We start from the raw sequence: 25,831 nt of genomic DNA on the forward strand, positions 1-25,831 counted from the left end.
CGCAGCCACGGGAATGTCTTAAATTAACTGGCTAATTTCGATAAATCTGCCACGCGGTTCATGGCCTGGTGCAAGGTCGCCAGCAAGCCCAATCGGTTCGCTTTCAGGGCCGGATCCTCGGCATTGACCATCACTTCGTCAAAGAAGGTATCCACCGGCGCTTTCAGTGCAGCCAGGGCTTGCAGCGAGGCCGCATAATCGCCCGCTTCAAATAACTGGTCCGCTTTTGGCTTGGTGCTCGCCAGCGCCTGATGCAATGCCTGTTCGGCAGACTCTTGCAACAGTTCGGCCTTCACCTCGGCTTTGACTTCGCCCTCCACTTTTTTCAGGATATTGCTGACACGTTTGTTGGCAGCGGCCAGTGCCGGCGCTTCCGGCAGGCTGGCAAACGCCTGCACAGCAGCCAGGCGACGTGGCACTTCAGACAAGTGATTAGGCGATAATGACAGCACGGCATCAACTTCCTGCGCACTCGCGCCCTGGTCTCGCAGATTCACCGCCAGGCGGTCAAAACAGAAAGCCTGTATCGCTTCGGCAACTTCGGCACTGCCATTAAATACGCTTAGGGTTTGGGCAATCAGCTTGTCAAACGTCAATGGCAAATCAGTTTCCATCAACATGCGCAAAATACCCAGTGCCTGGCGACGCAAGGCAAACGGGTCTTTGTCACCAGTTGGTTTTTCACCAATGCTGAACAGGCCAACCAGCGTTTCCAGCTTATCGGCCAGGGCAACTACAACCCCAACCTGGCTACGTGGTAAATCATCGCCGGCAAAGCGCGGGCGATAATGGTCTTCAATCGCATAGGCGACATCATCGGCCAGGCCTTCATGCTGGGCATAGTAACGCCCCATAATGCCTTGCAACTCAGGGAACTCACCCACCATATCGGTCAGCAAATCGACTTTGGATAATCGAGCCGCTTGTGCGACTTTGGCCACAAAACCTTCCGCACCCAGTTGCTGGGCGATCGCAGAAGCAATCGCCACCACGCGTTCGTTACGCTCGCCTTGTGAGCCGAGTTTGTTGTGGTAAACCACTTTTGCAAGCCCTGGCAAACGGCTGTCCAGCGTCTTTTTACGGTCCTGGTCAAAGAAGAATTTGGCATCCGCCAGGCGTGGGCGCACTACGCGTTCATTGCCGCCTATCACTTTACTGGCATCGGCCGGATTGATATTGGAAACGATCAGGAACTTATTAGTCAGCTTGCCTTGTGCATCCAGCAGCGGAAAGTACTTCTGGTTAGCCTTCATGGTCAGGATCAGACATTCTTGCGGCACCGCCAGAAACTCTTCTTCAAACTGGCCCAGCAAGACGTTAGGACGTTCCACCAGCGCAGTGACCTCATCCAGCAGAGCATCATCCTCAATCGGCTTAAGGCCCTGTTTGGCCGCCGCAGCTTGTAGCTGTCTGACGATCTCAGCACGACGATCATCAAAACTGGCAATCACGGCGCCTTCGTCCGCTAATTGTTGTGCGTAGCTATCAGCAGAAGTAAGGGTCACCACTGGGTTTTTTGCTTCAAAACGATGGCCTTGTGTGGTGTTACCCGCCGTCAGGCCCAGGGTAGAGACTGGAATGACATCACTACCGTGCAAAGCAACCAGGCCATGCGCCGGGCGCACAAAATTCACACTCTGCCAGCCGTCATTGATCTGGTAAATCATCACTTTAGGGATAGGCAACTTGGCCAATGTTTCATCCAGGGCCTTTTGCAGGCCTTCCTGCAGGCTGGCACCAGCCTGGGTGACATCCAGAAACAGGATATCCGCTTTGCCATCATGTTCTTTGCGCAGCTTGGCAACGGCAGAGTCATCTTCACCTAAAGCCTGTAACTTCTTTAATAAGGCTGGTGTGGCATGACCGCTGGCATCCAGGCCCACCGTGGCAGGCATCAGTTTTTGTGCGACCTGCTTATCGGCAGCTTTGGCAGAGACATTCTCAATATGCGCAGCCAACCGGCGAGGCGATGCAAATGTCGTCACCGCATGACCTTCACCCAGCAAGCCAGATGCTTTCAGGCTATCCGCCAAGACGCCGCTGAATGACTCACCCAGTTTGCGCAGGACTTTAGGCGGCAGTTCTTCTACAAATAATTCAACTAACAGGTTGCGGGTACTCATGCGGCAGCTTTCTTGTTTTGTTCGGCTTTATCGCTTTCTAATTTCGCGATGACTTCGTCGGCCCAGGCTTTGGGTGCCATAGGGAAACCCATACGGGCGCGGCTATCCAGGTAGCTGGCAGCCACTGCGCGGGCCAGGTTACGGATACGGCCGATATAGGCAGCCCGTTCGGTGACTGAAATCGCACCACGTGCATCCAGTAGGTTAAAAGTGTGTGCGGCTTTCAATACCTGTTCATAGCCAGGCAAAGCCAGTTTTTCTTCCATCAGGTGTTTGGCCTGTTTTTCGTGAGCGTTGAAAGCGGTCAGCAGGAAATCGACATCGCTATGTTCGAAGTTGTAAGCAGACTGTTCTTTTTCATTCTGCAGGAACACATCACCGTATTTCACGCCTGGCGAATATTCGAGGTCGTAGACGTTTTCCACGCCTTGCAGGTACATGGCCAGGCGTTCCAGGCCATAAGTGATTTCACCGGTGATCGGTTTGCAGTTAATGCCGCCTACTTGCTGGAAGTAAGTGAACTGCGTGACTTCCATGCCGTTGAGCCAGACTTCCCAGCCCAGGCCCCAGGCGCCCAGGGTCGGGTTTTCCCAGTCGTCTTCCACAAAACGGATATCGTTTTCTTTAAGGTTAAAACCCAAGGCTTCAAGCGAACCCAGGTATAGCTCGAGAATATTGGCCGGTGCCGGTTTCAGCACTACCTGGAACTGGTAGTAATGCTGCAAACGATTGGGGTTTTCGCCATAACGGCCATCTTTAGGGCGACGGCTAGGTTGCACATAGGCGGCTTTCCAGGGCTCAGGGCCCAGTGCACGCAGGAATGTGGCGGTATGGCTGGTGCCTGCACCGACTTCCATGTCATAGGGTTGCAGCAAGGTACAGCCTTGTTTATCCCAGTATTCTTGTAGTTTTAAAATGATTTGTTGAAAGGTCAGCACCATTTTGCCTGATCCGATGAAATGCAAAAGGCAGATTTTACCTGAATAACAGGTAGCCACGAAATGATTCGCGCTGCCGGCAGGCCTGATTTAGTGACCACAGTGAAGCGCCTACGCCCCTAACTGATGAGCGTCTATGTTTTGACTTTATAGCGAGCAGCCGCTACCAGGCCTATCACGCTCAGGAGGATAAACAGGTAGTTGCCCCACCACACATACGGTGTACTGCCCTGATAACTCTGCGCCTTGCCGACCAGGATCAAGCCCTCATCATGTGGCGCATGTTGTTTCACTTGCCCATCGTGGCCAATAATAGCCGTGGCGCCGGTATTGGTACTGCGCAATACCATACGCCCGGTTTCTATCGCACGCACCTGGCTGAATTGCATATGCTGTTCTGCCGCGAATGATCGCCCATACCAGGCGTCATTGCTGATATTCACCAGCAATTCCGCTTCTGGCAGCTGACGCGCAATCTCTTCACCAAACACATCTTCATAGCAAATATTCACGCCTACTTTTTGCCCGGCAATATGTAGTGGTTTCCTGGATGTGCCGCGTGACAGGTCACTGAGCGGCATATGCAATAAGTCTTCGTATATCCAGCCAAAGACGCTTTTTAATGGGATATATTCGCCAAATGGCACCAGATGACTTTTGGAGTACGCTTGCGCAGGTGACGTGCCAACGCTGATGGCGCTGTTGTAATAATTGTTGTTTTTTGCCTCTACCACGCCGAGCAAGATATCGCCTTGCTGACTGACGGCATGCTGTTTAAGTGCTGCCAGATAAGAGGGGTCAATCTGTTCCGCCAACATAGGCAGTGCGGTTTCAGGCAATACAATCAATTGCGCTTCTGCCATGCGCACCATATCCAGATATTGCCGCAAGGTACGCTCTGCCTGTTCAGGTGACCATTTAATGGTTTGGCTAATATTGCCTTGCAACAGGGCCACATTGATAGGCTGGCCGACCGGACGGCTCCATGGGATCACTGCCAATACACTGCCAACCGCCAATAACACTACCGGCAATGCGAATGCGCGTAAACGATTGGCGGCATTCAACCATGCATAGGCCAGACTGGCAGCGATACCTGCCGTCAATGCAGAGACGCCATACACGCCGATGACAGGTAAAAAACCCACCAACGGACTGGATGGCGCTTGCGAATAACCCAGCGTGAGCCAGGGGAAGCCGGTAAAGATCCAGCTGCGCACCCAGTCTGAAAGTGCCCACAGAATAGGGGCGGCCCACAATACATTACCCAGCCGTTTTGCCAGATAACCAGCCAATGCCGGAAACAAAGCCATAAACGCACACAGGCAAAAGGTGCTAAACCCTGCAAACCACCACGGCATACCGCCAAAATCATGCAGGCTGATATAGATCCAGTAAATGCCTACACAATATAAGCCGATGCCGAATGCCAGGCCCAGTTTAAAAACCTGGCCAGCGGTGCTGGCTTGTTGCCATAGCACCAACAAAATGGCTAACGATAACCAGGGCATCCAGAACAGGTAATAGGGTGCAAAACCGGAGACGGTGAGCGCCCCCAATACTATCGCCAAAAACGCTCGTTGCCAGAGTGGCGCATATTGCACCCATTGCATCACCTTGTTCACTACGACCCTTTCACAGGTTGAATATCAGCTTTCGACAGCCAGGTATTAAAGTCTGGCGACTGCATGACTTGCCATTCAATCACGCGCGCCTTTGCAATCGGGTCGCTGTCATCGTTTTTATCAGATGGCTTTGCCGGATGGCACATTAATACGGGCGGCAGACTATTTTCGTTGGATGCTGAGGGTTGTTTCAATTGACTGGCCCAGGTTAACCAATGCGCCTGGTAGGCGGCTGCATCGCCTTGAAAATCATAGACACCCAGCAAGCGGGGGGATACCCGAAACCCTAATTGTTCAGCTTTAGCTTGCAACGCTTCAGCACCTAGCCAATGAATAACTCTTGCTTTGAAACCACTCCCCGCAGGCGGGCTGGAAACCCTTAGCCAGGGTCGCCCAGAGGCCGGTAACCTTCCATAACGCTGTTGCAATTCCGTCAGCAACTCGTCACGTATCATTGGCAACTGGTGTACATGCAAATGACCATCCACATAATCTGGCGCTGTGCCGGTTGCCTGTTCAAAGGCATTCAACTGCTGCTGAATGTTAGTGCGAATAGATTCTTTATTAAGCAGGCCAAACAAACTGCGTAATACCAGAACAGCATGCGACAGCCGGAGTGATTGTGAGAACTGGGTGAAATCCAAATGCAGGCCGATATCGGCTTTGGCGCGAATCTCAGGTGTTAACTGCGCCGCGCTGTCAGCCCAGGCAGGACTGAGTGTCATACAGGATGTGGCAGTGAGTACGCCGCGTTGAATCAACGCAATAATCGCATCATCAATCGCTGCAGATTGTGCAAAATCATCGGCACATATAATCACCCTAGCCATGCTTGAAAGCCCAAAAGCGGCTAAGCAGCCAGGTGCTCACTGCAACAATCACCATCACCACACCCAACACGAACCAGAATGGCAATGGCGTGTAAGTGAGCGCCAACCACACTAGCGCCTGATTTCCCATAAAACCCAGCAGGGCAACACCTAAAAATTTAGGAAAGGCCTGCTGGTGGCTGGCTTGCGTACCGCGAAAAGACCACCAGCGGTGCCCAATGTAACTGACCGGAAATGCGGCAAGAAAACCCAGCCAGTTAGCATTTGAAGGTATCAAACCTAGCGCATGGGCCAACAGGGCAATCACATAATGCACCCCGGCAGCGACTGCACCTACACTGACAAACCCCACTACTGAAGCGCGCATTTTAAAAACTAAGCATCCGTTTTGGGTTTACGCCGACGCGGAGGTTTGGCTGCTGCTTCGGGTTTAAACGTAATCGGCTCCACCACTTCCGCCACGATGTAAGGCGGACGGCCTTTGACTTCGTCATATACCCGCGCCAGGTATTCACCGAGCACACCAATAAATAGCAATTGCACCCCGGCAAAAAACATCATGCTGGCGACAACTGTTGGCCAACCAGGGATGGATTCATGAAAGAATAAAGCATCAATGACGACCACTGCGCCATAGGCAAACGCAATCAACGCCAGGACCACACCCGTCAAACTTGCCAGTCGTAAAGGTAATACTGAGAAGCTGGTAATGCCCGTCCATGCCAGCGCGATCAATTTGAGTTTTGAATAGGCACTTTCTCCGTGCAGCCTTGGCAAGGGGGTATACGGTATCCCAATCGATTTGTAACCTACCCAGGCGTAGATCCCTTTCATAAACCGGTTACGCTCTGGCAGCGCACACAAAGCATCGACCACTTTCCTATCCATCAGGCGAAAGTCACCGGCATCGCGCGGAATATCGATATGGCTGCTGGAACTCATCATGCGGTAGAACAGGCGGGAACCCCATAGCTTGAATGACGATTCCTGTTCCCTGTCCTGGCGGACGGCATAGACCATGTCATAGCCTTCGCGCCATTTTTCCAGCATGGTAAACATAAGCTCTGACGCGTGCTGGCCATCGGCGTCCATACAAATCACCAGCTCACCTTTAGCAAAGCCTAAACCGGCGCTGATGGCGTTTTCCTTGCCGAAATTACGCGAGAACCTGACCAGGGTGACATGGTGAACATCTATCAGTGTTTGCACCACTTGCGCCGTTTGGTCACGACTGCCATCATCCACCACGACGATATCCCAGTGCGGTGACATTTGCTGCAGCACACTGCCGATATTTTGCAATGTACTGGCAATGTTTTTTTCTTCGTTATAAGCCGGCACCATCACCGTGATATGCGGCTGGGCGGTTGGTCTGGCAGAGTCTGTGATTGTCATGGCATTACTTCGGTAATGAACTGGTTAGATTGTAGCGGATTAAACCTAGTTTTTGGCGGGCGTAGCCAAACGATCTTTACCTTGCAGCATGCGGCGATCTTTCACCACTGCCAGAGACATCCCTTCTCGCTGGATGTTGATGATCACTTTGCCCTGCATGACTTCATGGCAGTGCATATTGGTGGTGGACAGGTAAAAATCAGCCTCCTCCCACCTGCGTGTGACACTGAAACGGCCATCAAGATAAGGCTCAATCTGCGGCGTATCCACGCAGGCACCCACCCAGTAAGGCCCCTGCCGTGCGGGCAATTTCATGTCAAGCAGCTGATCGGCCGCTGCACGTAAGGCACTGGACCAGTAATCGTCTTCCCACTTGAACTGGGCTTGTTTCTGGTCGCCTGCCAGCCGGTTGAGGCGCACGTATTCATAAGGATGCAGTTGCACGATATCGACAAAGGTGACCAGCATCAACCCGGACACGACCCCGGCCCAAACTGCTTGATAGGCGGCACGGCCAGCAAGCCTGCTATTAGATAACGCCTGCCACACGGATAGCACGGCCCAGGCTGATAGGATTGCCAGCAGGGGAAGCAGGAAAGTGAAATGACGTACACCGTTGTAAAGTGCGGGCTTGTCATTGAGGACAAATGCCAACGGAAACGCGATGCCCAGCAACAGCGTGTGCAAAGTGATGCGCGTTTGCATATCGGCAGTTTTGAAAGCTTTCCGGCACAACAGCCATAGCACTGGCAATGTGGCTAACCCTAATAAAGCAGCTTCTGGCAGTTTCACCGCCAGGTATTGGAACAGGTAGCTGCGCGGCACATCACCGATGTTGTACATGACTCCGTTAGCCATGGTTTGCATATTGAAATCAAAATGCGAGAAGGATTCAGCGGCTTCGAGCATGTTGTCTATATCAATCACGCTCCATGGCCAGCAGATCGCCATGAACACAAATGCCAGCACAGCGGCAGGCAGCAACACCAGTACCATACGCAACAAGCGGGAAAAAATTGGCGATGCGCTTTGCTGATGATCCAGCCAGGCACGCCATATCACCAGCAGGATCAGGTAGATCACTGCAAAGGCGCCGCCCACGCGCAAGCCCAATGCCCCGCCTACGGCAAATCCCAGCAGCACAATGGCTTTGCCACTGACATTTTCCATGTCGCGCACGACCAATGCCGTAGCATAAAGCGCCCACAACATGCAGGTGGCAAATGGCACATCCTTGGTATGGGTAAACATGGTGCCCGACCAGGAAACGGTCAGCAACAACATCGCCATCGCCAGTAACGCCAGGCGTTGGCCGCCTAATAAATGCGCAAAGCGGGAAACACCATAGAACCCAAGCAGGCCAAACAAGGCAGACAGTAAATGCCGTATATCCCAGATCATGATGGGGACATAGGGATCTAGCGCGGCGGCGATGATATCGAACAGGCCGCCATACAGGTAAAGATTGCGGTAATGAAAAGCGTCCTGGTCAGTAAAGCCGGAGCGATACCAGTCCAGCAACATCTGCCCGTAAGTATGCTGCACATACTCGTCATTACTGATGCCATGCTGCCTGAAGGTCAAGGCGACCCAGACGATCAACCCCAGCCAGAATAGACGCGTTAACCAGCTAAGCGTTGAGGCAGAAGCACATTGGGCAGGCACAGGTTGCATAGGCGTGAAGAACATAAAAAACGAACTCGCAAGCGTATCACGCCGCTACGCCTTAGGATAGAGCACGCCCACCCCTACACCCAAAATTCATTTAAACAATTCTGGGATAAGGCTGATTTATTAATTGCCTGGGTCTGTGTGTACCGAAAAGCGGTAGCCGGAACCCCGTACCGTTTGAATCATGTCCTGATGGTTAGAAGTGACCAATGCGTTACGCAGGCGACGGATATGCACATCTACTGTCCTGTCCTCTACGAAAACGCGGTCGCCCCAGACTTTATCCAGCAACTGGGTACGGCTATGTACGCGTTCAGGGTTAGTCATGAAAAAGTGCAGCAACTTGAATTCAGTCGGTCCGAGCGGAATATGTACGTTGTGACCGGTGACGCGGTGGGTGGTAGGGTCCAGATGCAAACCGGCGATTTCAATCGGGTCATCGGTCATTTGTGGCGCACGACGGCGCAAGACTGCCTTGATACGCGCATTCAACTCGCGCGGGCTAAACGGCTTGGTGACGTAGTCATCGGCCCCTACTTCCAGGCCGCGCACTTTATCAAACTCGTCGCCACGGGCGGTGAGCATGATGATAGGCACTTCTTTGGTCAGGCTGTCGGATTTCAGGCGGCGCGCAAACTCGATGCCACTCATGCCTGGCAACATCCAGTCGAGTAGAATCAAATCCGGCATGGTTTCACGCAATAACATTTGCGCATGTTCAACACTGGTTGCGCGAATCGCGTGATGGCCGGCCTGCTTGATATTCAATGCAAGCAATTCCTGAATCGCCGGTTCATCCTCTACAACCAAAATATTTGCTGCTGCCATGACACTCCCTTTTAAGCAATATTCAACAAAATGTACTTCTGTATTTGCTCGCCAGTTTATGAATGTATTATGACATTTTAATGACATACTCACATAAATTTAAATTGTTCTGGATTGCCTTTTACGCCAAATTGTAACAAGATGTAACCGCTTAAAATAAAAGGGGTGTTACATGTTGTTCAATCTGTCAAAAGAACATATCACGGCAGGTAAAGGTTTTAATCGCTGGCTGGTTCCGCCAGCGGCATTAGCGGTACATTTATCAATCGGCATGGCTTATGGATTCAGTGTGTTCTGGAAGCCTCTGGGCACAGCGCTGACCGGGCCAGATGGTGCGCCACTCGCAGCTTGCGCAGCAGGTGCCACCACCTTTGCAGACAAACTGGCCGGTACGGGCGAAGCATTGTTTGCCACCGACTGTAACTGGACCCAGTTTGACCTTGGCTGGATGTATACCCTGTTTTTCGTGCTGCTTGGTTGCTCCGCTGCACTGTGGGGTGGCTGGCTGGAGCGCGCAGGTCCGCGCAAAGCCGGGCTGGTCGCCACCCTCTGCTGGTGCGGCGGCTTACTGATTTCTGCATTTGGCGTTTATCACCACCAGTTATGGATGCTATGGCTGGGCAGTGGCGTCATAGGCGGCATCGGCCTTGGCCTTGGTTATATTTCACCGGTTTCCACCCTGATCAAATGGTTTCCTGACCGCCGTGGCATGGCCACCGGTATGGCGATCATGGGCTTTGGCGGCGGAGCCATGATAGGCTCACCGCTGGCGACCAAGCTGATGAGCGTGTTCTCCACCCCCACTGATCCAGGCGTATGGCAAACGTTTGTCGTTCTGGCCATGGTCTATACCATTTTCATGGTGTGCGGTTCTTTGGGTTATCGTATTCCAGCCCCCAACTGGAAACCGGAAGGCTGGACACCGCCAGACCAGCAGCACAAACGCATGGTGGTCAACAAACATGTACACCTGAAAAATGCCCATAAAACACCGCAATTCTGGCTACTTTGGCTGATCTTGTGCATGAACGTTTCTGCTGCGATCGGCATTATCGGCGCTGCCGCGCCCATGTTGCAGGAGACGTTTGGCGGCAAACTGATAGGACAGCCATCATTAAGTTTTGCCGATATCAAAGCAGATGAATCCCTGACTGTTGCCGCAGCGGCGGTTGGCGCCGGGTTTGTTGGCCTGATTTCTGTGTTTAATATCTTTGGCCGCATAGGCTGGGCCACTTCTTCAGACAAGCTGGGGCGACGCAACACTTATTTCATCTTTTTTGTGTTGGGTGCATTGATGTATGTCACCGCCACTTACGCGGCTAACCATCATCAGCTGGCGCTATTCCTGGTCTCATTTTGTGTGATTGCCTCGATGTATGGCGGTGGTTTTGCGACTATTCCTGCCTACCTGGCCGACTTGTTTGGCACCCAGTTTGTCGGCGCCATCCATGGCCGTTTGCTGACAGCCTGGTCTACCGCCGGCATCGTCGGCCCGGTGATTGTTAACTACATGCACGATGTCCGCCTGGAAGCGAAAACACCGTTTGCAGATATCTACGCACCAATTTTCCTGACACTTGCTGCGCTGCTCGGCATCGGATTTGTCGCCAACCTGCTGGTCAGGCCGGTTGCCAGTAAATACTTTATGACCGATGCCGAACTTGCCGCTGAACAATCGCTAGGCAAATCCAAAGAAACAGGCACAAAAGTGGTAAAGCTTGCCAGAGACGGCCAGCCAAGCCCATCATGGCTGGTCAAACTGGCCTGGCTGGCGGTGCTGATCCCCATCACCTACGGTATTTCCATGACGGTGCAAAAGGCCTGGGCGCTGTTTGCATAGTACAAATCATCTAAACTATTCATGACAATAACCGGCTAAAAAGTGGCGTGAACGCACACTTTTTAGCCGGTCCTACATTCAATCAAACGCGACAAGGGTCGTTTGGGTTAAAATACATGTTTTAAGCATTCGCCCACGGATTCCCAAGTGAACAAAATCTCTCCAAACCTGGATGGTACCGGCAAAAAAATCGGTATTGTTCTTTCACGTTTTAATGACAATATCGGTGCTGGCCTGTTACAAGCTTGCGAGCAGGAACTGCTGAAACTGGGTGTGAAAGCCGAAGACATCACGCTGGCTACTGTGCCGGGCGCACTGGAAAGCCCCCTGGTTTTACAGCACATGGCACTCACTGAATCCTACGATGCACTGATTGCACTTGGTGCCATTATCCGTGGTGAAACCTATCACTTTGAAGTCGTTTCCAACGAATCCGCACGTGGCATTTCTGAAGTGCAGCGTGATACAGGTGTGCCAGTGGCCAACGCCATCCTTACCACTGAAGATGATGAACAAGCAGAAGCGCGTGTCGCGGTTAAAGGTGCTGAAGCAGCGCAGGTCGCGATTGAAATGGCCAACCTGGTAAACGCACTATGAGTCAGGACAAGGCCACAGGGAATCAAGACCAGGCCGCAGGCAAGCCCCAGGCGTCGGCAGCAAAAGGCAAAGGCAGCAAGAACCGTCGCAAATCACGCGAGCTGGCACTCAAAGCGCTATATCGCAACCGCATGAATGCGGGTGATGTGAAACAGTTACGGCTGGACAGCCTGGATGACCCGGATTACAACAAAGCGGACGAAGCTTACTTTAAACAATTGCTGACCGGGGTACTCGACCACACGACTGACGTAGATAATATGATCAGCCAGTTTATTGACCGCCAGCTGGACGAACTCAGCCCGATTGAACATGCGATTTTGCGCATTTCCGGCTATGAATTAATGTTTGATGTCAGCATTCCTTACCGCGTGGTGATTAATGAAGGCGTAGAACTGGCCAAAACGTTTGGTGGCATCGATGGCCACAAGTATATCAACGGCGTATTGGACAAAATCGCTGCTCAGGCACGCCCCAATGAGTTTGGTCAGCAACTGAGAAAGTAACAAAAAGTATTTCCTGAAGCGTTACCCCTATCAGGCACGTCTACGAAAAAACAGCGCCCCATGTGAATCGGGCGCTGTTTTTGATTGCGCTTGCCAGACTATTCAGCTCACACATCCAGCTGCAATGTGACTAGCTCAATTGTATTGACATCAAGGCGACAAACGACCGCTGTGTCATGCCAATCCCCCAGTACCCATCGTTGGCACGCATATCCATCAACCGCCAGTGCATGCACATCTGGCCTGTGCGTATGCCCGTGCAGCAGTACCTCGGGGTAATCGTACTCACGTAGCAGTTGCATCACTGCAGTTGGATTGACATCCATGATATCTACAGGCTGCATGGCTTTGTTTTGCGAACTCTGGCTACGCGCCTGTTCGGCAAATGCGATACGTGCTACCAGAGGTTGCGCAAGAAACGCCTGCTGCCACTGTGCGCTACGCACCTGGGCCCTGAATTGCTGGTAAGCAAGATCGTCGGTGCATAAAGCATCCCCATGCGATAACAGAATACGCTTGTCACCCTGTTGAATCAGGGTGGGGTCAGCCAGCAATTGCATGCCACAGGCTTGCGCAAAGCGTTCACCGATCAAAAAGTCGCGGTTGCCATGCATGAAGTAAAGTTTGACGCCGCTGTCTGACAAGCTGCGTAACGCATCCACCACCGGCTGGAATTCTGCGCCATGCTCCGCATCATCCAATACATCGTCACCGATCCACACTTCAAAAAAATCACCCAGAATGTAGAGTGCTTCAGCGTGTGCGACATCAGTCTCCAGCCAATGCAAAAAAGCCTGCGTTACCGCAGGCCTTTGCGCACTCAGGTGCAGATCAGAGATGATCCAGGTGGTCATGCCTTAAGCAACAACAACCGCTTTTTCGATGATCACTGGTTCGACAGGCACATCTTGATGACCGGCACGGTTACCTGTAGCGACTGTTTTGATTTTATCGACGATATCGGTGCCTTCAACGACTTTAGCGAATACGCAGTAGCCCCAGCCCTGGGTCGTCGCTGAGGTGAAGTTGAGAAAGTCGTTATCTTTTACGTTAATAAAGAATTGCGCTGAGGCAGAATCCGGCACCATGGTGCGCGCCATTGCCAGCGTGTATTTGTCGTTGGATAAACCGTTATCGGCTTCGTTCTTGATAGTGGCATCCGTCGCTTTTTGCTTCATGTTGACATCAAAGCCGCCGCCCTGAATCATGAAGTCATTGATCACGCGGTGAAAAATCACGCCATCATAAAAGCCTTTTTCAACATAGCTTAAAAAGTTCGCCACGGTGATGGGCGCTTTGTCAGCAAATAATTCGATAGTGATATCACCAAAGTTGGTAGTAAGTTTTACCAAAACATTCTCCGTTTATTGATTTGAAAAGCCACATCTGAAATCTGAATAGACGCCAGGTGTAGCTTGAATTGACACTGAGGATTACTTGGCGCTGACTATCGTCGCGCGCTTGATAATGACAGTCCGAATAGGCACATCAGAAAAACCGCGCTGGTTACCCGTGGGCAGGTTACTGATTTTAAATACCACGTCCATGCCGGAAACCACTTTGCCAAACACGCAGTAGCCGATCATGCTGGCTTCCGGGCTGGTGTAATTCAGGAACTGGTTATCTGCCACATTGAGGAAAAATTGTGCCGTGGCAGAATTCGGGTCTTGCGTACGCGCCATGGCGATGGTGCCGGTCTGGTTGATCAAGCCATTGTTAGATTCGTTCACAATCGGTGCGCGGGTTGGTTTTTCGGTTAACTCACGGTCAAAGCCACCCCCCTGAACCATAAAACGGCTGATCACGCGATGAAAAACGGTATTGGTATAAAAGCCGTCTTTCACATATTGCAAAAAGTTTTCTACTGTTTTAGGGGCTTTGTCGGCATAGACTTCAACCGTAAAGTTGCCCTGGTTCGTTTCAAATGTCACTTGCGTGGCGGCATTGACTGATGGCATCGCTGTCATCATGCACAATAAAAATAGCCCTATCAGTTTATGCATCAAGCTGACCCTTCATATAAGATTTTCCATTGCCCGTTTTCCTGTACCCAGTACTGGCGTTTCTTCATCACATTGCGTAACGCGGGGCTGATATATTCCTGCTCAAAATCAACCACCACCATATTTTTGGCCGAATTCGGATAAGTGAACATACTCACTTCAGACAAATTAATATTCACTTTAGGCTTGGTCGCCTGTATCTGGCGCTTGTAGCCTGACCACTTGGTCAGCCCACCCTCTGAATAAAAGAAATCCCCCGCGTAATGCGATAAATACGCATCCGTATTTTGTGATACCCAATCCTTGCGCCAGTCTTCAAGCGCTACTTTTAGCGCAGACTTTGCCTGCGCCTGCTGTTTGAGCGATTCAGGACTAATCCACTGAAAATTCACACCGATCACCACCGGCGTATTACCAAGCTGCAAAATGTCCTGCAGCGCTTTCATGTCCGGATTCGAAAGCACAACACAACCATCGCTGGCACGTGGCGGGCGGCTGTAGGTGTCACGTGGCGTACCATGGATCCAGATACCTGACCCGGTCTTGCGCTCGTAACTATCGATTTCATTCGGGTAGTTGAGCGGGTAAGCCGCGTCACCATATAGATCAGGCAAAGGCCGATTAAGTTTCCGCGAGGCAAAGTAAACGCCAATTGGCGTACGTTTATCGCCCTGGTCCTTTTTACCGATGCCGTTCTTACCGATAGTCACATAGTAATCAGCCAGATATTTCAGGGTATCGTTGTGGCTTTTTTCGTAGACATACAAACGGGAACGCGCAGTATCCACGAACAACACATGCGTTTGCTTTTCAGACAACTCAACCAGCAAGTTAGGCTGGGTTAAGCCACGATTCTGGTCAAAGTAATTACGGATGCGGATTTCCGCTTCGTCTTTGAGGTCCTGGATGCGGCTTAGATTAGCAGGATTTGCATCACCAAATCCGTTGAGAATGCGGGCTTTGGCGGAAAGCAAATCGCCATGAATAAGGTGGGCAAGCGCAAAATTGGGGGAGATCGCCAGTAACTGGTCAACGTAATCCAACGCCTGTTGCAGGCGGCCTTCTTTGATGGACTGCAGCGTTTGCACCAGCATACGCTCTACGCTACCGGTGTTTTTATTTTGTATGAACAAGCGTGTGGTTAACGCTTCATGGTTCACCGCTGTTGCATTCCATGGCAATAGCGCAGCACTCACAAATGCGATACAGCAATATTTTCTCAAACTTCTCATGCCGATATTATACATTCGTTAATTCAAAAACTGCGCGCAACTCGCTGAATTTGCTAGTTATTCCTGACTTTAACCACCAAATTCAGCGGGTACATGCATTAAAACTTGCCAACGCGCTCCTGCTTGATCAACCAGCGTGAGCCTTCTTTGACCAGATTCAAGGTTTTATTGGAGTTAGCATCCAGGCCTGTTGCCTTGTAAACCTGCCTGAAAGTCACTTTTGCCGCGCTCTGGCTTTCCATCTTCACAGCGATATTCTGCAGATTCACCGAAATCTTAGCCGGGCGGCTTACACGGTCACGGCGGGTTGTTTCCCATTGCTTGCGCGTTTCACCTGCTGGTGTTTTGAAATCTTTGGCATAACTATCCAGATAACGGTCCACATTTTGCGCTGCCCAGGCATCTGCCCAGGCATTGACTGCGTCGGTCACGGCCTGCTCCTGCTGATCAACCGCTGGCTTTGATTCAACCGGTTTAGCTTCTACAGTGGCAGGCTTTTTGGTTTCGACCACAGCAGGAGGCGTTGACGCAACTGGTGCCGGATTCGCTGGCGGAGTCACTGTCGGCGTATTGCTGCTTGGTGGCATCACAGGCGCATTTGAAGCTGGCGGGGTTGCTGGAATGGAAGTGGCAGGACGGGAAACGGCACGTTTACCTCCAAATAAATCAGTAATCATCGCCAGCTTATTTTGTGCGCGACTGTTTGAAGTATCCAGCTTGAGCGCCTTGTCATAAGCCTCAGAAGCCATGCGCGCATAAATATCACCCAGGTTCTCATGGGCTGTGGCATAGCTTGGATGGGTTTTGATGGCAGACTCCAGCGCTTTACGGGCTTTGTCATACTGCCCTTGGTCCGCATACAAAACAGCCAGGTTATTGTAGGGTTCTGGCAGGTTTGGAAACTTTTCTGAAAGATCCGTGAATGCTTTAATCGCATCATCCCGCTTGCCGAGTTCGACCAGGATCACGCCGCGCATAAACATGGCTTCCGCATTTTTAGGGTTAGCCGCCAAATAGGTGTTCACTTTATCCAGCGCAGCCGCCTGATTACCCTGTTCTGAAAGCTGATTTATTTCGCGAAGTTCGACGTTTGTTTGACCAGCCATCACCACATTTGATACAGCGGCCTGACTGAAAATGACACTTAATACCAGCAAATATTTTTTTAATGTTGCATTCATGAGTTAATTACCTGAGCAATCGTTGATTTTTAGCAGTATGTTATACTTGAATTGTACAAGAGACGGTGCATATTTAGGTGATTATTACGCAATGATTTCTATATCAATTCGCGTTTTAATCGTTTGCCTGACAACATAATAATTCGGATTGTGAATAATGTTAAGCCAAGCACAAAAGGCGCCCACTTAACATTTGTCAAACATTCCTTACTTCTGCTAATTTTATCACGCATTAATCCACATTACATTTGTTAGCATGTTAAAACTACACAACACCCTTACCCGTAGCAAGCAAGATTTCAAGCCAATCCAGCCCAATAAAGTACGCATGTATGTCTGCGGAATGACAGTGTATGACTTTTGTCATTTGGGCCATGCTCGCGTGATGGTGGTGTTTGACATGGTCGCGCGCTGGTTTCGAGCCAGTGGTTACGAAGTCACTTATGTACGCAACATCACCGATATTGATGACAAAATCATCAAACGTGCGCAGGAAAACAACGAATCCATCCAAAGCCTGACCCAACGCTTTATTGAAGCCATGGATGAAGACTCAGCCAAACTGGGCATTATCCGGCCTGATATCGAGCCGCGTGCCACCGAACACGTGCAAGGCATGCTGGATATGATTAGCCAGTTGATTGCCAAGGGCTTTGCCTACCAGGCCGATAATGGCGACGTGTTTTATAAAGTGCGTAGCTTTAATGACTATGGCAAATTATCCGGTAAAACGCTGGATGACTTACGCGCCGGCGAGCGGGTAGATGTAGACGGCCACAAACACGACCCGCTGGATTTCGTGTTGTGGAAATCCGCCAAAGCAGGCGAACCTTACTGGGAATCGCCCTGGGGTAATGGCCGTCCGGGCTGGCATATTGAATGTTCAGCCATGAGTTCCGAGCTGCTGGGCGAACACTTTGATATCCATGGCGGCGGCCAGGACTTGCAGTTTCCGCACCACGAAAACGAGATCGCGCAATCCGAAGCCACCCATGGCTGCACCATGGCTAACTACTGGCTGCACAATGGTTTTGTGCGCGTGGATGACGAAAAGATGTCTAAGTCACTGGGTAATTTTTTCACCATCCGCGAAGTGCTGGAAAAGTACGACCCGGAAGTCGTGCGCTTTTTTATCCTGCGTGCGCATTACCGCAGCCCACTGAATTACTCAGACAAACATCTGGACGATGCGAAAGCCTCATTAACGCGGTTATATACCGCTTTGCGTGGCGTAGATGTACCTGCCAGCGAGATTGATTGGCAACAGCCACAAGCCGCCAAATTCAGATCAGCCATGGATGATGACTTTAATACCGCAGAAGCACTGGCGGTTTTGTTTGAACTGGCGAATGATTTGAACAAAGACAAATCAGACCAGACCGCCGCATTACTGAAACAATTAGCCGGTATTGTCGGCCTGTTACAGCGTGACCCGGAAGCCTTTATGCAAGGCGAAGTGGTTGACGGCGAACTGGATATCGACAGCCTGATCACGGCACGTATCACCGCCAAAAAAGCCAAAGACTTTGCCGAAGCGGACCGCATACGCAAAGCCTTGTCTGATGCAGGCATCGTGCTTGAAGATACTGCACAAGGCACCACCTGGCGTCGCGCCTGACATACTTAACAAACCCATTCTTTTGAAAGACTGAAGGAAAACGGATGCCCGTTAAATTAAACGCTCCCCTAGCTCAAGATTTATTACCTGTTGCAGGCGTACAACTTGGCTACACGCAAGCCCATATCCGCAAACCTAATCGCAAGGATGTACTGGTCATCACCGTACCTGAAGGTAGCAGTGTCTCCGGCGTGTTTACCTTAAATCGCTTTTGTGCGGCGCCGGTGACAGTCTGTAAAGAAAACTTACAGCTAGGCAACGGCATCCGCGCCTTATTAGTGAACACCGGCTGTGCCAATGCGGGCACCGGCCAGCAAGGGCTGGACGATGCCCGTGCAAGCTGTATCGCCGTCGCCCAAGCGCTGAATATCAGCCCTACGCAAGTATTGCCATTTTCGACAGGGGTGATTCTGGAAACCCTGCCTATGGAAAGATTATTGGCCGGCATCCCTCATGCTGTGGTGAATCTGCAGACTGACAACTGGCTAAATGCAGCCGAAGCCATCATGACAACCGATATTGTCGCCAAAGGCACCTCCCGCACCCTGATTATTGGCGGCAAAACCGTGACCATTACCGGCATCAGCAAAGGTTCCGGCATGATTCACCCGAATATGGCGACCATGCTGGGTTACATCGCGACCGATGCGGCGATCAGCCAGACCGCTCTGGATAAGATCATTCAACACGCAGTGAACAAATCGTTTAACTGCATTACGGTTGACGGCGATACCAGCACCAACGACAGCCTGATTCTGATGGCGACCGGCCAGGCTGACAATCCGGTCATCACTGAAGATAGCGCTGAATTCATCACCCTGCGTGATGCGCTGACAGAAGTAGCCACGGAATTAGCACAAGCCATTGTGCGTGATGGCGAAGGCGCGACCAAGTTCATGACCATCCAGGTCGAAGCGGGTAAAGACGAGGAAGAATGCCGCAAAGTCGCCTACGCGATTGCACATTCACCGCTGATTAAAACCGCATTTTTTGCTTCTGACCCTAACCTGGGGCGCATTTTGGCAGCGATCGGTTATGCCGGGATTGATGACCTGGATGTCAACACTTTGCAGCTATACCTGGGCGATGTCCTGGTGGCTGAAAAAGGCGGACGTGCAGCGGCTTATGTTGAGGAACAGGGCGCGGCAGTGATGAAGGAAAGTGATATTTTAGTGCGCGTTGTACTTAATCGTGGGGATGCAAATGCCACGGTATGGACGTGCGACTTTTCTTATGATTATGTGAAGATTAATGCGGATTATAGATCGTAGAATCAACCAGTATCGTTGCTACTAAGTGGCGCTGCTTTTCGCCCCTAGGCGACCCTCTTTCTTATGCTTGTCCATAAGAAAGAAGGCAAAGAACAAGACACCCTAGCTTCCGCTTATTTCCTGCGTTGCTCATCAACGTGGGCGTCCAACGAAACTCGCCCTGACAAGCCACACACACCATGGCTTGTTGCGGAACTCGAACAGCCGCTGGCCGACAACTCCCACGCTGACTGCGCTACTCGGCGCGTCAGATAGGGGCCCGGGAAAAACACTACGCGGTAACTTAAGTTAGAACTCTCACATTGAGTCCCGCACAACCTCTGAAGTAAAACATCGCAATAAAACACAACAAATCAATTGAATTGGGTTGTGGGGCTTTCATGCTTTAGAAATTAAAGAAGTCCCTAAGCGCCCTGATAGCAGTGCTCTTAACCAACATTCCATCGTGTTGGTTTTAACCGGGCCCCTATCTGACGCGCCGAGTAGCGCAGGCAAAATAAGGAGGAAGGGAGCGACTGTCTGAGTTCCGCGGTGGCTTGCGTTTTTTGCAAGTCGCTAGGGCGAGTTTCGCGACCGCTTATTTTGGCGAGCAACGCAGGATACAAGCGGAAGCTAGGGTGCCCTTTCTTTTGGTGACTTATTCTTTGGGCAAGCAAAGAAAAGTCACTCGCCTAGGGGCGAAAAGGAGTGCTGCAATAGAATACTGAACCACCCAAAGAAATACCGATTAGAACTTCCAACAAGTGTGAGATTTGTTCTTTATTATCATCAAGCTGAGGATCATCCTAGCCTGGATTCTGGCCTACGCCAGAATGACGAACTCAGCAGCTTTCGCAAAAGCAATCTGCTTCGCAGACTCAAAGCATGCTTTGAGCAGCTCCTGCTACACTCTCCGTCGAAGTGAAGACTTCTTATAGCACCCATGTTTTCATAAAATAAATCCATCGCAGCAAGAGACAGCGCACTTAAAAACTCAGCGCTATCTATTTTAAGAATCCTTTTGCTAATGCTCCTCAACAACTCTCCCCCGCCCTTGCTTAATCACTCCCCGCTGCATCTTCCCCGCAACCCTGCGCTTCTGCGACGCCCGTGTCGGCCTGGTCGCGTACCGCGTGGCATGCACATGGCAGGCCGCTTCCACAATCGCCTGCAATCTGGCAATCGCATCCTTTTTATTCGCCTCTTGCGTACGGTATTGTTGCGCTTTGATGATCAGTACGCCTTCAGCAGTGATGCGCTGGTCTTTGCTACTTAATAACCTGGCTTTCACAGCCTCACTCAGGCTTGAGGCCTGGATATCGAAACGCAGATGAATGGCTGAAGACACTTTATTGACGTTTTGCCCACCAGCGCCTTGCGCACGGATAGCGGTCAACGTGTATTCATTTGCGGGAACGGTCACCATGTTGATCAGCTACTTTGAGTTGGCTCAGGCTTTTCATCTACGCGCTCAAAAAATGCCTGCACTTCATCCAGTTTGCGTGTGCGTTTAAAAGGCGGCAAACTCTGCCAGATTCGGCGCCCATAGGGCTTGTCTACTAAACGCGGATCGCAGATCACCAGCACGCCTGAATCACTCTCATCGCGGATCAAACGGCCTGCACCCTGCTTTAAGGTAATCACTGCGTAGGGGAGTTGATATTCCATAAAGGCATTTTTGCCTTCGGTGTTCATCTTATCGATGCGCGCGGCAAGCACCGGGTCATCCGGTGGTGCAAACGGCAATTTATCGATAATCACGCAGGAAAGCGCTTCGCCACGCACGTCCACGCCTTCCCAAAAGCTTTGCGAGCCGACTAGCACCGCATTACCGTGTGCGCGGAATCTATCCAGCAACTCGGTACGGTTACTTTCGCCCTGCATTAACAATGGGTACTCCATGCCGTTTTCTTCAAATGCCTGTTTGAGCAAGGCATGCACTTCGCGCATGGCCCTGAGGGAAGTGCACAGCACGAAAGCCCGCCCGCGGCTAGCTTGCAACACCGGCAAGGCAATGGCGGCTACCGCTGCCGGGTAGGCGATGCTATTCGGCTCAGGCATGCCTTCTGGCACATACAGCAGCGCTTGCTGGTCATAATCGAACGGGCTTTGCCAATGCCGGGTTTGCGCGGCGAGCAGACCCATCTGGCCCTGATAATGATTAAAATCACTTTTCACCGCCAGGGTGGCCGAAGTGAATATCCACGCCCTTGGCTGGGCATTCAGCTGCTTGCCGAAGCCATCTGCCACACTGAGCGGCGTCGCATGCAATTGCACGCTTTGGCTAAACACCTCCACCCAGCGCACCAGGTTGGCGTGATTGCCTTTGTGCCAGGCTTCGAGCAAGGCGAGTAAGGTCTCACCACGTTGCCAGCATTTTTCCAACAGGGGGTCGCGTGCGGCCTGGGTTTCCAGTACTTTGGTCAACGCCGCCACCGTTTCCAGCATACGCTGATAGGCATCGGCAAAACTTTTTAATGACTGCGCTTTTTGCACCGGCATACGTGCGCCTTCAAACTGGAACACCAGGCGGAAATCACGGCAGGCTTTTTCCAGCGGCGTCACCGCCTCAGTGAGAGCGACACAATCTTTGGCAATCGTCAGGTAGGCCATCTGGCTATCGCGGGCCAAGTCCATCAATTGCGAGGTGGAAATATCTTCACCAAAAAACAATCCGGCCACTTCAGGTAGTTGGTGCGCCTCGTCGAATACCACGGTATTGGCGCTCGGCAAAAGCTCAGCCACGCCTTCGTCCCTTAGCATGACATCGGCAAAAAACAGGTGGTGATTGACCACCACCACATCGGCGGCCAGCGCCTGTTTACGGGCTTCCATGACAAAACACTGTTTGTAAAACTGGCAATCCTGGCCCACACAATTATCGCGTGTCGATGTCACCTGCTGCCAGACAGTGGCCTGCTCGGGCACTTCAATCAGTTCGGCCTTGTCACCGGTCTGGCTGTTCTCGGCAAAGCTTTGCAGAATGGGGATATATTGCGCGTCTTCACGTGACTGGAAGCGACCTTCCTGGCTGGCACGCAGCAGATGGTAATGGCAAATGTAATTCACGCGGCCTTTGAGCATGGCGACCGAAACTGGCACTTTGAGGGCTTCACGCACGGCGGGCAAATCACGCTGATAAAGCTGGTCTTGCAGGGTTTTGGTGCCGGTAGAAATAATGACTTTTCCGCCTGACAAAAGGGCGGGCACCAGATAAGCATAGGTTTTACCGGTACCGGTGCCGGCTTCAGCGACCAGCTGCTGCTGCTGGTCAATGGCCTGCGCAATTGCCTGGGCCATTTCCTGTTGTTGCGGGCGACTTTTAAAGCCCGGCATGGTCTGCACCAGACTTCCGTTCTCTGAAAATGCTGTCGTGACTTGCTGCATTAAGGACATCTCATAATTATCCCATGCACAACCGCAAATGATGCAGTTTTTTAATGATTTAATAAGATGAATGACGTATAAAAATAGCTGAAAACTTGCATCTGCGATTGAAGTATGGCAAGGTTTAGGCCGTAATACATATTCCTGACACAAAAATAACCTCTACCAACCTTTTGATTGTGATGAATAAATCAGTTTTTCAACTAGCTGTGTTAATACTCAGCACACTGCTTTACCAATCCCAAAGCTTCGCCGCGCCCGGTGATGACAGGCGTTGGCAAAGTGCGTACAGCTATTCGCAAGAAGAAGTGCTGGAAAGCCAGTCCGGCCTTTCCGGTTCCTGGTCAGAAAAAGTGGAAGAGATCATGATCCGGGCATTGAGCCTGACCGGCGTCGGCTATAAATATGGTGGCCGCAGCCCTGAGACCGGTTTTGATTGCAGCGGTTTTGTGCAGTATGTGTTTAAACATGCGGCGCAAATCTCACTGCCTCCCTCCGCCCGCACCATCAGCGAACTGGGCGATACCGTTAAGCGTGAAGATCTCCAACCTGGAGATTTAGTATTCTTTAATACCCTGAAGTCAGCGTTCTCACATGTTGGCATCTATGTAGGCAACAACCAGTTTATTCATGCACCAAGAGCCGGCGCTAAAGTGCGCATCGAGAACATGGATGAACGTTACTGGCGGACCCGCTATAACGGCGCCAAGCGGATGGAAGTCGAAACTGCCAATTAAACCTGTGGCTTTTCAACCTGCAACAACCCTATTCACTAACCCCTTTGACCGGGGTATCGCTATGTCCCAGAGACCGTTCCGGGTCAATTAAATCCCTGATGTGCTGTTTTAACTCTTTTGCTTCAGGAAAACGCCCCGCTTCTTTGCGTGAAAAAATGAGCTGGCCATCACAACGCACTTCCAGGATACCGCCAGTGCCAGGCACCAGATTAACGGATCCTAAATCTGTATCAAAGGTGGTCAGTAACTCTTGCGCCAACCAGGCGGCACGCAGCAGCCAACGGCACTGTGTACAAAACTCGATTTCTACGATAGGCTTTTGCATATTGCACTCTAATAACTTATTTGCGTTGAGAGTATAGTCAATTTTACTGAAATAGCGGAAAATGAACTTAACACTGTACTTTCTACTCTCTGAAAACAGGCTGTCATCAACAGATGCAACTTGACTCTGAATACAGTAATATCCCAACTGTAATCTTCTTCGCTTAATTGATCACAAGGCATTGTATGCGTTCCAAATTTGAAAAGTTCAGCTTGCTTGGTGCAGGCGTTTTTGTAGGTATTCTCGTCAGTATAAATATTTCTGCCTGGGCAGACAGAACTTCCGTCTCCCAATTGCCGATCGATGAATTGCGCGTCTTTGCCGAAGTATTCGCCAAGGTCAAGTCCGACTATGTAGAGCCGGTTGAAGACAAAAAACTAATAAACGAAGCGCTTGCAGGCATGCTGCAAGGCCTTGATCCACACTCCACCTTTATGGATGCTGATGCCTACAAAGAGCTGCAGGCAGGCACACAAGGGGAATTTGGCGGTCTGGGTATTGAAGTGGCCATGGAAGATGGCCTGGTCAAAGTAGTCACCCCGATTGAAGATAGCCCGGCTTATAAAGCAGGCCTAAAATCCGGCGACCTGATCTTGAAGCTGGATGACACGCAGGTGCGTGGCCTGACACTGAATGATGCGGTTAAGCGTATGCGTGGTGTGCCAGACACCAAGATCACACTGACGGTTGTGCGCAAAGGCGAAGACAAACCGCTCACATTCACCCTGACCCGCGCCATCATCAAGGCCCAAAGCGTCAAGAACAAACTGATAGAGCAGGATTATGGCTATGTGCGGATCACACAATTCCAGGAGCGCACTGGTGAAGACCTGGCCAAGGCCCTGAAGACCTTGCGTGCCGATAACAAAACACCGTTTAAAGGCCTAGTATTAGACCTGCGTAACAACCCAGGTGGCCTCTTGGATGCAGCAGTTGGTGTGTCAGCTGCCTTCCTGCCGAAGGATGACCTGGTGGTGTACACAGAAGGCCGTGTCGCTGATTCTAAAATGCGCTTGAACGCGACGCCTATGGATTACGCGCGCCGTGGCAAGTCTGATTACCTGAAAGACCTGCCGGAAGAGTATAAATCTGTACCGATTGTAGTGTTGATCAACGCAGGTTCTGCGTCGGCTTCCGAGATTGTGGCGGGGGCATTGCAGGATCATAAACGTGCCACCATCATGGGTATCCAGAGCTTTGGTAAAGGCTCAGTACAAACCATCTTGCCGATGAATAATGGCAGCGCGATCAAGTTAACCACTGCGCGTTATTTTACGCCTAACGGCCGTTCTATCCAGGCAAAAGGTATTGTGCCGGACATTATTGTAGATGATGGTTCAGACCCAAGCCTGAGCTTGCACGAAGCAGACCTCAAGCGCCATTTATCCAACCCGAGTGACATTGCAAAAGCAAACGCTGAAAAAGCGACTGAAGATGCAAAAGCCCGTGTTGGTGGCGATAAACCAAAAGATGAGAAATTTGCTGAAACCCGCGGCCCGATTGAACCTGCCAGCAAAGATGACTTCCAGTTTGTGCAGGCAATGAACCAGCTTAAAGGCTTGCCAGTGCAAAAAGCGCCTGAAGCTGTGAAAGCCAACGCCGACAAAGCGGCTGGCGCTGAAAAACCAGCTTCAGAGAAACCTGCTGACAAACCAGCAGCGACTGATAAACCAGCAAAAAGCAAAAAACCATGATGACGATGCCATTGCCTGCAAGATGCACAAGCGCCTGCAGGCAGTGGCGAT

Annotated in this window: 23 protein-coding genes; 7 read left to right on the forward strand and 16 right to left on the reverse strand. The window is 51.2% G+C overall.

Annotated elements, in window-relative coordinates:
- Positions 1-23: 23 nt before the first annotated feature.
- The 8 genes from glyS to phoB all read right to left on the reverse strand — a co-directional run bounded on the left by glyS (position 24) and on the right by phoB (position 9,410).
- Positions 24-2,123 (reverse strand): glycine--tRNA ligase subunit beta, encoded by a 2,100-nt coding sequence (gene glyS / locus ACSSVF_RS01390; RefSeq protein ID WP_492404887.1) that lies wholly within the window; start codon positions 2,121-2,123, stop codon positions 24-26.
- Positions 2,120-3,061, reverse strand: a complete 942-nt coding sequence (gene glyQ / locus ACSSVF_RS01395; protein ID WP_484181024.1) for a glycine--tRNA ligase subunit alpha — start codon at positions 3,059-3,061, stop codon at positions 2,120-2,122. The genes glyS and glyQ overlap by 4 nt, the downstream gene beginning before the upstream one ends.
- 134 nt (positions 3,062-3,195) lie before the next feature.
- Complete coding sequence (lnt, locus tag ACSSVF_RS01400; RefSeq protein ID WP_492406286.1) at positions 3,196-4,674, reverse strand: apolipoprotein N-acyltransferase; 1,479 nt, start codon at positions 4,672-4,674, stop codon at positions 3,196-3,198.
- Between the two features lie 11 nt (positions 4,675-4,685).
- Positions 4,686-5,516 carry a ChbG/HpnK family deacetylase gene (locus tag ACSSVF_RS01405; protein WP_492404888.1) on the reverse strand — a complete coding sequence of 277 codons (831 nt, stop codon included), beginning with the start codon at positions 5,514-5,516 and terminating at the stop codon, positions 4,686-4,688.
- On the reverse strand, positions 5,509-5,883 hold the full coding sequence (locus ACSSVF_RS01410) for a GtrA family protein (RefSeq protein WP_492404889.1): 375 nt from the start codon (positions 5,881-5,883) through the stop codon (positions 5,509-5,511). The genes ACSSVF_RS01405 and ACSSVF_RS01410 overlap by 8 nt, the downstream gene beginning before the upstream one ends.
- An 8-nt stretch (positions 5,884-5,891) precedes the next feature.
- Complete coding sequence (locus ACSSVF_RS01415) at positions 5,892-6,911, reverse strand: glycosyltransferase family 2 protein (RefSeq protein ID WP_492404891.1); 1,020 nt, start codon at positions 6,909-6,911, stop codon at positions 5,892-5,894.
- A gap of 45 nt (positions 6,912-6,956) precedes the next feature.
- Positions 6,957-8,600, reverse strand: a complete 1,644-nt coding sequence (locus tag ACSSVF_RS01420) for a hypothetical protein (protein WP_492404892.1) — start codon at positions 8,598-8,600, stop codon at positions 6,957-6,959.
- A 105-nt stretch (positions 8,601-8,705) separates the two neighbouring features.
- Complete coding sequence (phoB, locus tag ACSSVF_RS01425) at positions 8,706-9,410, reverse strand: phosphate regulon transcriptional regulator PhoB (protein WP_492404893.1); 705 nt, start codon at positions 9,408-9,410, stop codon at positions 8,706-8,708.
- 172 nt (positions 9,411-9,582) lie between these two features.
- Between phoB and ACSSVF_RS01430 the strand changes: the two genes are divergently transcribed.
- From ACSSVF_RS01430 to nusB, 3 genes are all read left to right on the forward strand, one after another.
- A complete protein-coding gene (locus tag ACSSVF_RS01430; RefSeq protein WP_492404895.1) occupies positions 9,583-11,250 on the forward strand; it encodes an OFA family MFS transporter in 1,668 nt (555 codons plus the stop codon).
- 147 nt (positions 11,251-11,397) lie between these two features.
- Positions 11,398-11,847 (forward strand): 6,7-dimethyl-8-ribityllumazine synthase, encoded by a 450-nt coding sequence (gene ribH / locus ACSSVF_RS01435; protein ID WP_492404897.1) that lies wholly within the window; start codon positions 11,398-11,400, stop codon positions 11,845-11,847.
- Positions 11,844-12,353 carry a transcription antitermination factor NusB gene (gene nusB, locus ACSSVF_RS01440; protein WP_492404899.1) on the forward strand — a complete coding sequence of 170 codons (510 nt, stop codon included), beginning with the start codon at positions 11,844-11,846 and terminating at the stop codon, positions 12,351-12,353. The genes ribH and nusB overlap by 4 nt, the downstream gene beginning before the upstream one ends.
- Positions 12,354-12,460: 107 nt before the next feature.
- Here the strand turns inward: nusB and ACSSVF_RS01445 are convergent, their stop codons facing one another.
- The 5 genes from ACSSVF_RS01445 to ACSSVF_RS01465 all read right to left on the reverse strand — a co-directional run bounded on the left by ACSSVF_RS01445 (position 12,461) and on the right by ACSSVF_RS01465 (position 16,769).
- Entirely contained in the window at positions 12,461-13,207 is a 747-nt protein-coding gene (locus ACSSVF_RS01445; RefSeq protein WP_492404900.1) for a UDP-2,3-diacylglucosamine diphosphatase, read from the reverse strand.
- 3 nt (positions 13,208-13,210) lie between these two features.
- Positions 13,211-13,705 (reverse strand): peptidylprolyl isomerase, encoded by a 495-nt coding sequence (locus ACSSVF_RS01450; protein ID WP_492404902.1) that lies wholly within the window; start codon positions 13,703-13,705, stop codon positions 13,211-13,213.
- Positions 13,706-13,786: 81 nt separating this feature from the next.
- Positions 13,787-14,356, reverse strand: coding sequence for a peptidylprolyl isomerase (locus tag ACSSVF_RS01455; protein ID WP_492404904.1), 570 nt, complete (start codon positions 14,354-14,356; stop codon positions 13,787-13,789).
- Complete coding sequence (locus ACSSVF_RS01460) at positions 14,356-15,603, reverse strand: L,D-transpeptidase family protein (protein WP_492404906.1); 1,248 nt, start codon at positions 15,601-15,603, stop codon at positions 14,356-14,358. The genes ACSSVF_RS01455 and ACSSVF_RS01460 overlap by 1 nt, the downstream gene beginning before the upstream one ends.
- Positions 15,604-15,686: 83 nt before the next feature.
- Positions 15,687-16,769, reverse strand: a complete 1,083-nt coding sequence (locus ACSSVF_RS01465; RefSeq protein WP_492404908.1) for a tetratricopeptide repeat protein — start codon at positions 16,767-16,769, stop codon at positions 15,687-15,689.
- A 256-nt stretch (positions 16,770-17,025) separates the two neighbouring features.
- On the opposite strand from ACSSVF_RS01465, the gene cysS reads away from it, so the two are divergent.
- Both cysS and argJ read left to right on the forward strand, forming a co-directional pair.
- Positions 17,026-18,387: a cysteine--tRNA ligase gene (gene cysS, locus ACSSVF_RS01470; protein WP_492404909.1), complete on the forward strand. Its 1,362-nt coding sequence runs from the start codon at positions 17,026-17,028 to the stop codon at positions 18,385-18,387.
- A gap of 44 nt (positions 18,388-18,431) precedes the next feature.
- Positions 18,432-19,658, forward strand: a complete 1,227-nt coding sequence (argJ, locus tag ACSSVF_RS01475) for a bifunctional glutamate N-acetyltransferase/amino-acid acetyltransferase ArgJ (protein ID WP_492404911.1) — start codon at positions 18,432-18,434, stop codon at positions 19,656-19,658.
- 1,003 nt (positions 19,659-20,661) lie between these two features.
- Here argJ and arfB read toward each other — a convergent pair.
- The gene (arfB, locus tag ACSSVF_RS01480; protein WP_492404913.1) at positions 20,662-21,063 is read right to left on the reverse strand and encodes an alternative ribosome rescue aminoacyl-tRNA hydrolase ArfB; all 402 of its coding nucleotides are present in this window, start codon (positions 21,061-21,063) and stop codon (positions 20,662-20,664) included.
- A 5-nt stretch (positions 21,064-21,068) separates the two neighbouring features.
- Entirely contained in the window at positions 21,069-23,033 is a 1,965-nt protein-coding gene (yoaA, locus tag ACSSVF_RS01485) for a DNA repair helicase YoaA (RefSeq protein WP_492404915.1), read from the reverse strand.
- Between the two features lie 173 nt (positions 23,034-23,206).
- Between yoaA and ACSSVF_RS01490 the strand changes: the two genes are divergently transcribed.
- The gene (locus tag ACSSVF_RS01490) at positions 23,207-23,761 is read left to right on the forward strand and encodes a C40 family peptidase (RefSeq protein ID WP_492404916.1); all 555 of its coding nucleotides are present in this window, start codon (positions 23,207-23,209) and stop codon (positions 23,759-23,761) included.
- 28 nt (positions 23,762-23,789) lie between these two features.
- Here ACSSVF_RS01490 and ACSSVF_RS01495 read toward each other — a convergent pair whose 3' ends face one another.
- On the reverse strand, positions 23,790-24,086 hold the full coding sequence (locus ACSSVF_RS01495) for an Rdx family protein (RefSeq protein ID WP_492404918.1): 297 nt from the start codon (positions 24,084-24,086) through the stop codon (positions 23,790-23,792).
- Between the two features lie 185 nt (positions 24,087-24,271).
- Here ACSSVF_RS01495 and ACSSVF_RS01500 point away from each other — a divergent pair, with 185 nt between their 5' ends.
- Positions 24,272-25,780, forward strand: coding sequence for a S41 family peptidase (locus tag ACSSVF_RS01500; RefSeq protein WP_492404920.1), 1,509 nt, complete (start codon positions 24,272-24,274; stop codon positions 25,778-25,780).
- Positions 25,781-25,831 lie beyond the last annotated feature (51 nt).

Source organism: Methylophilus sp. E2MeOHC9, from assembly GCF_058744375.1.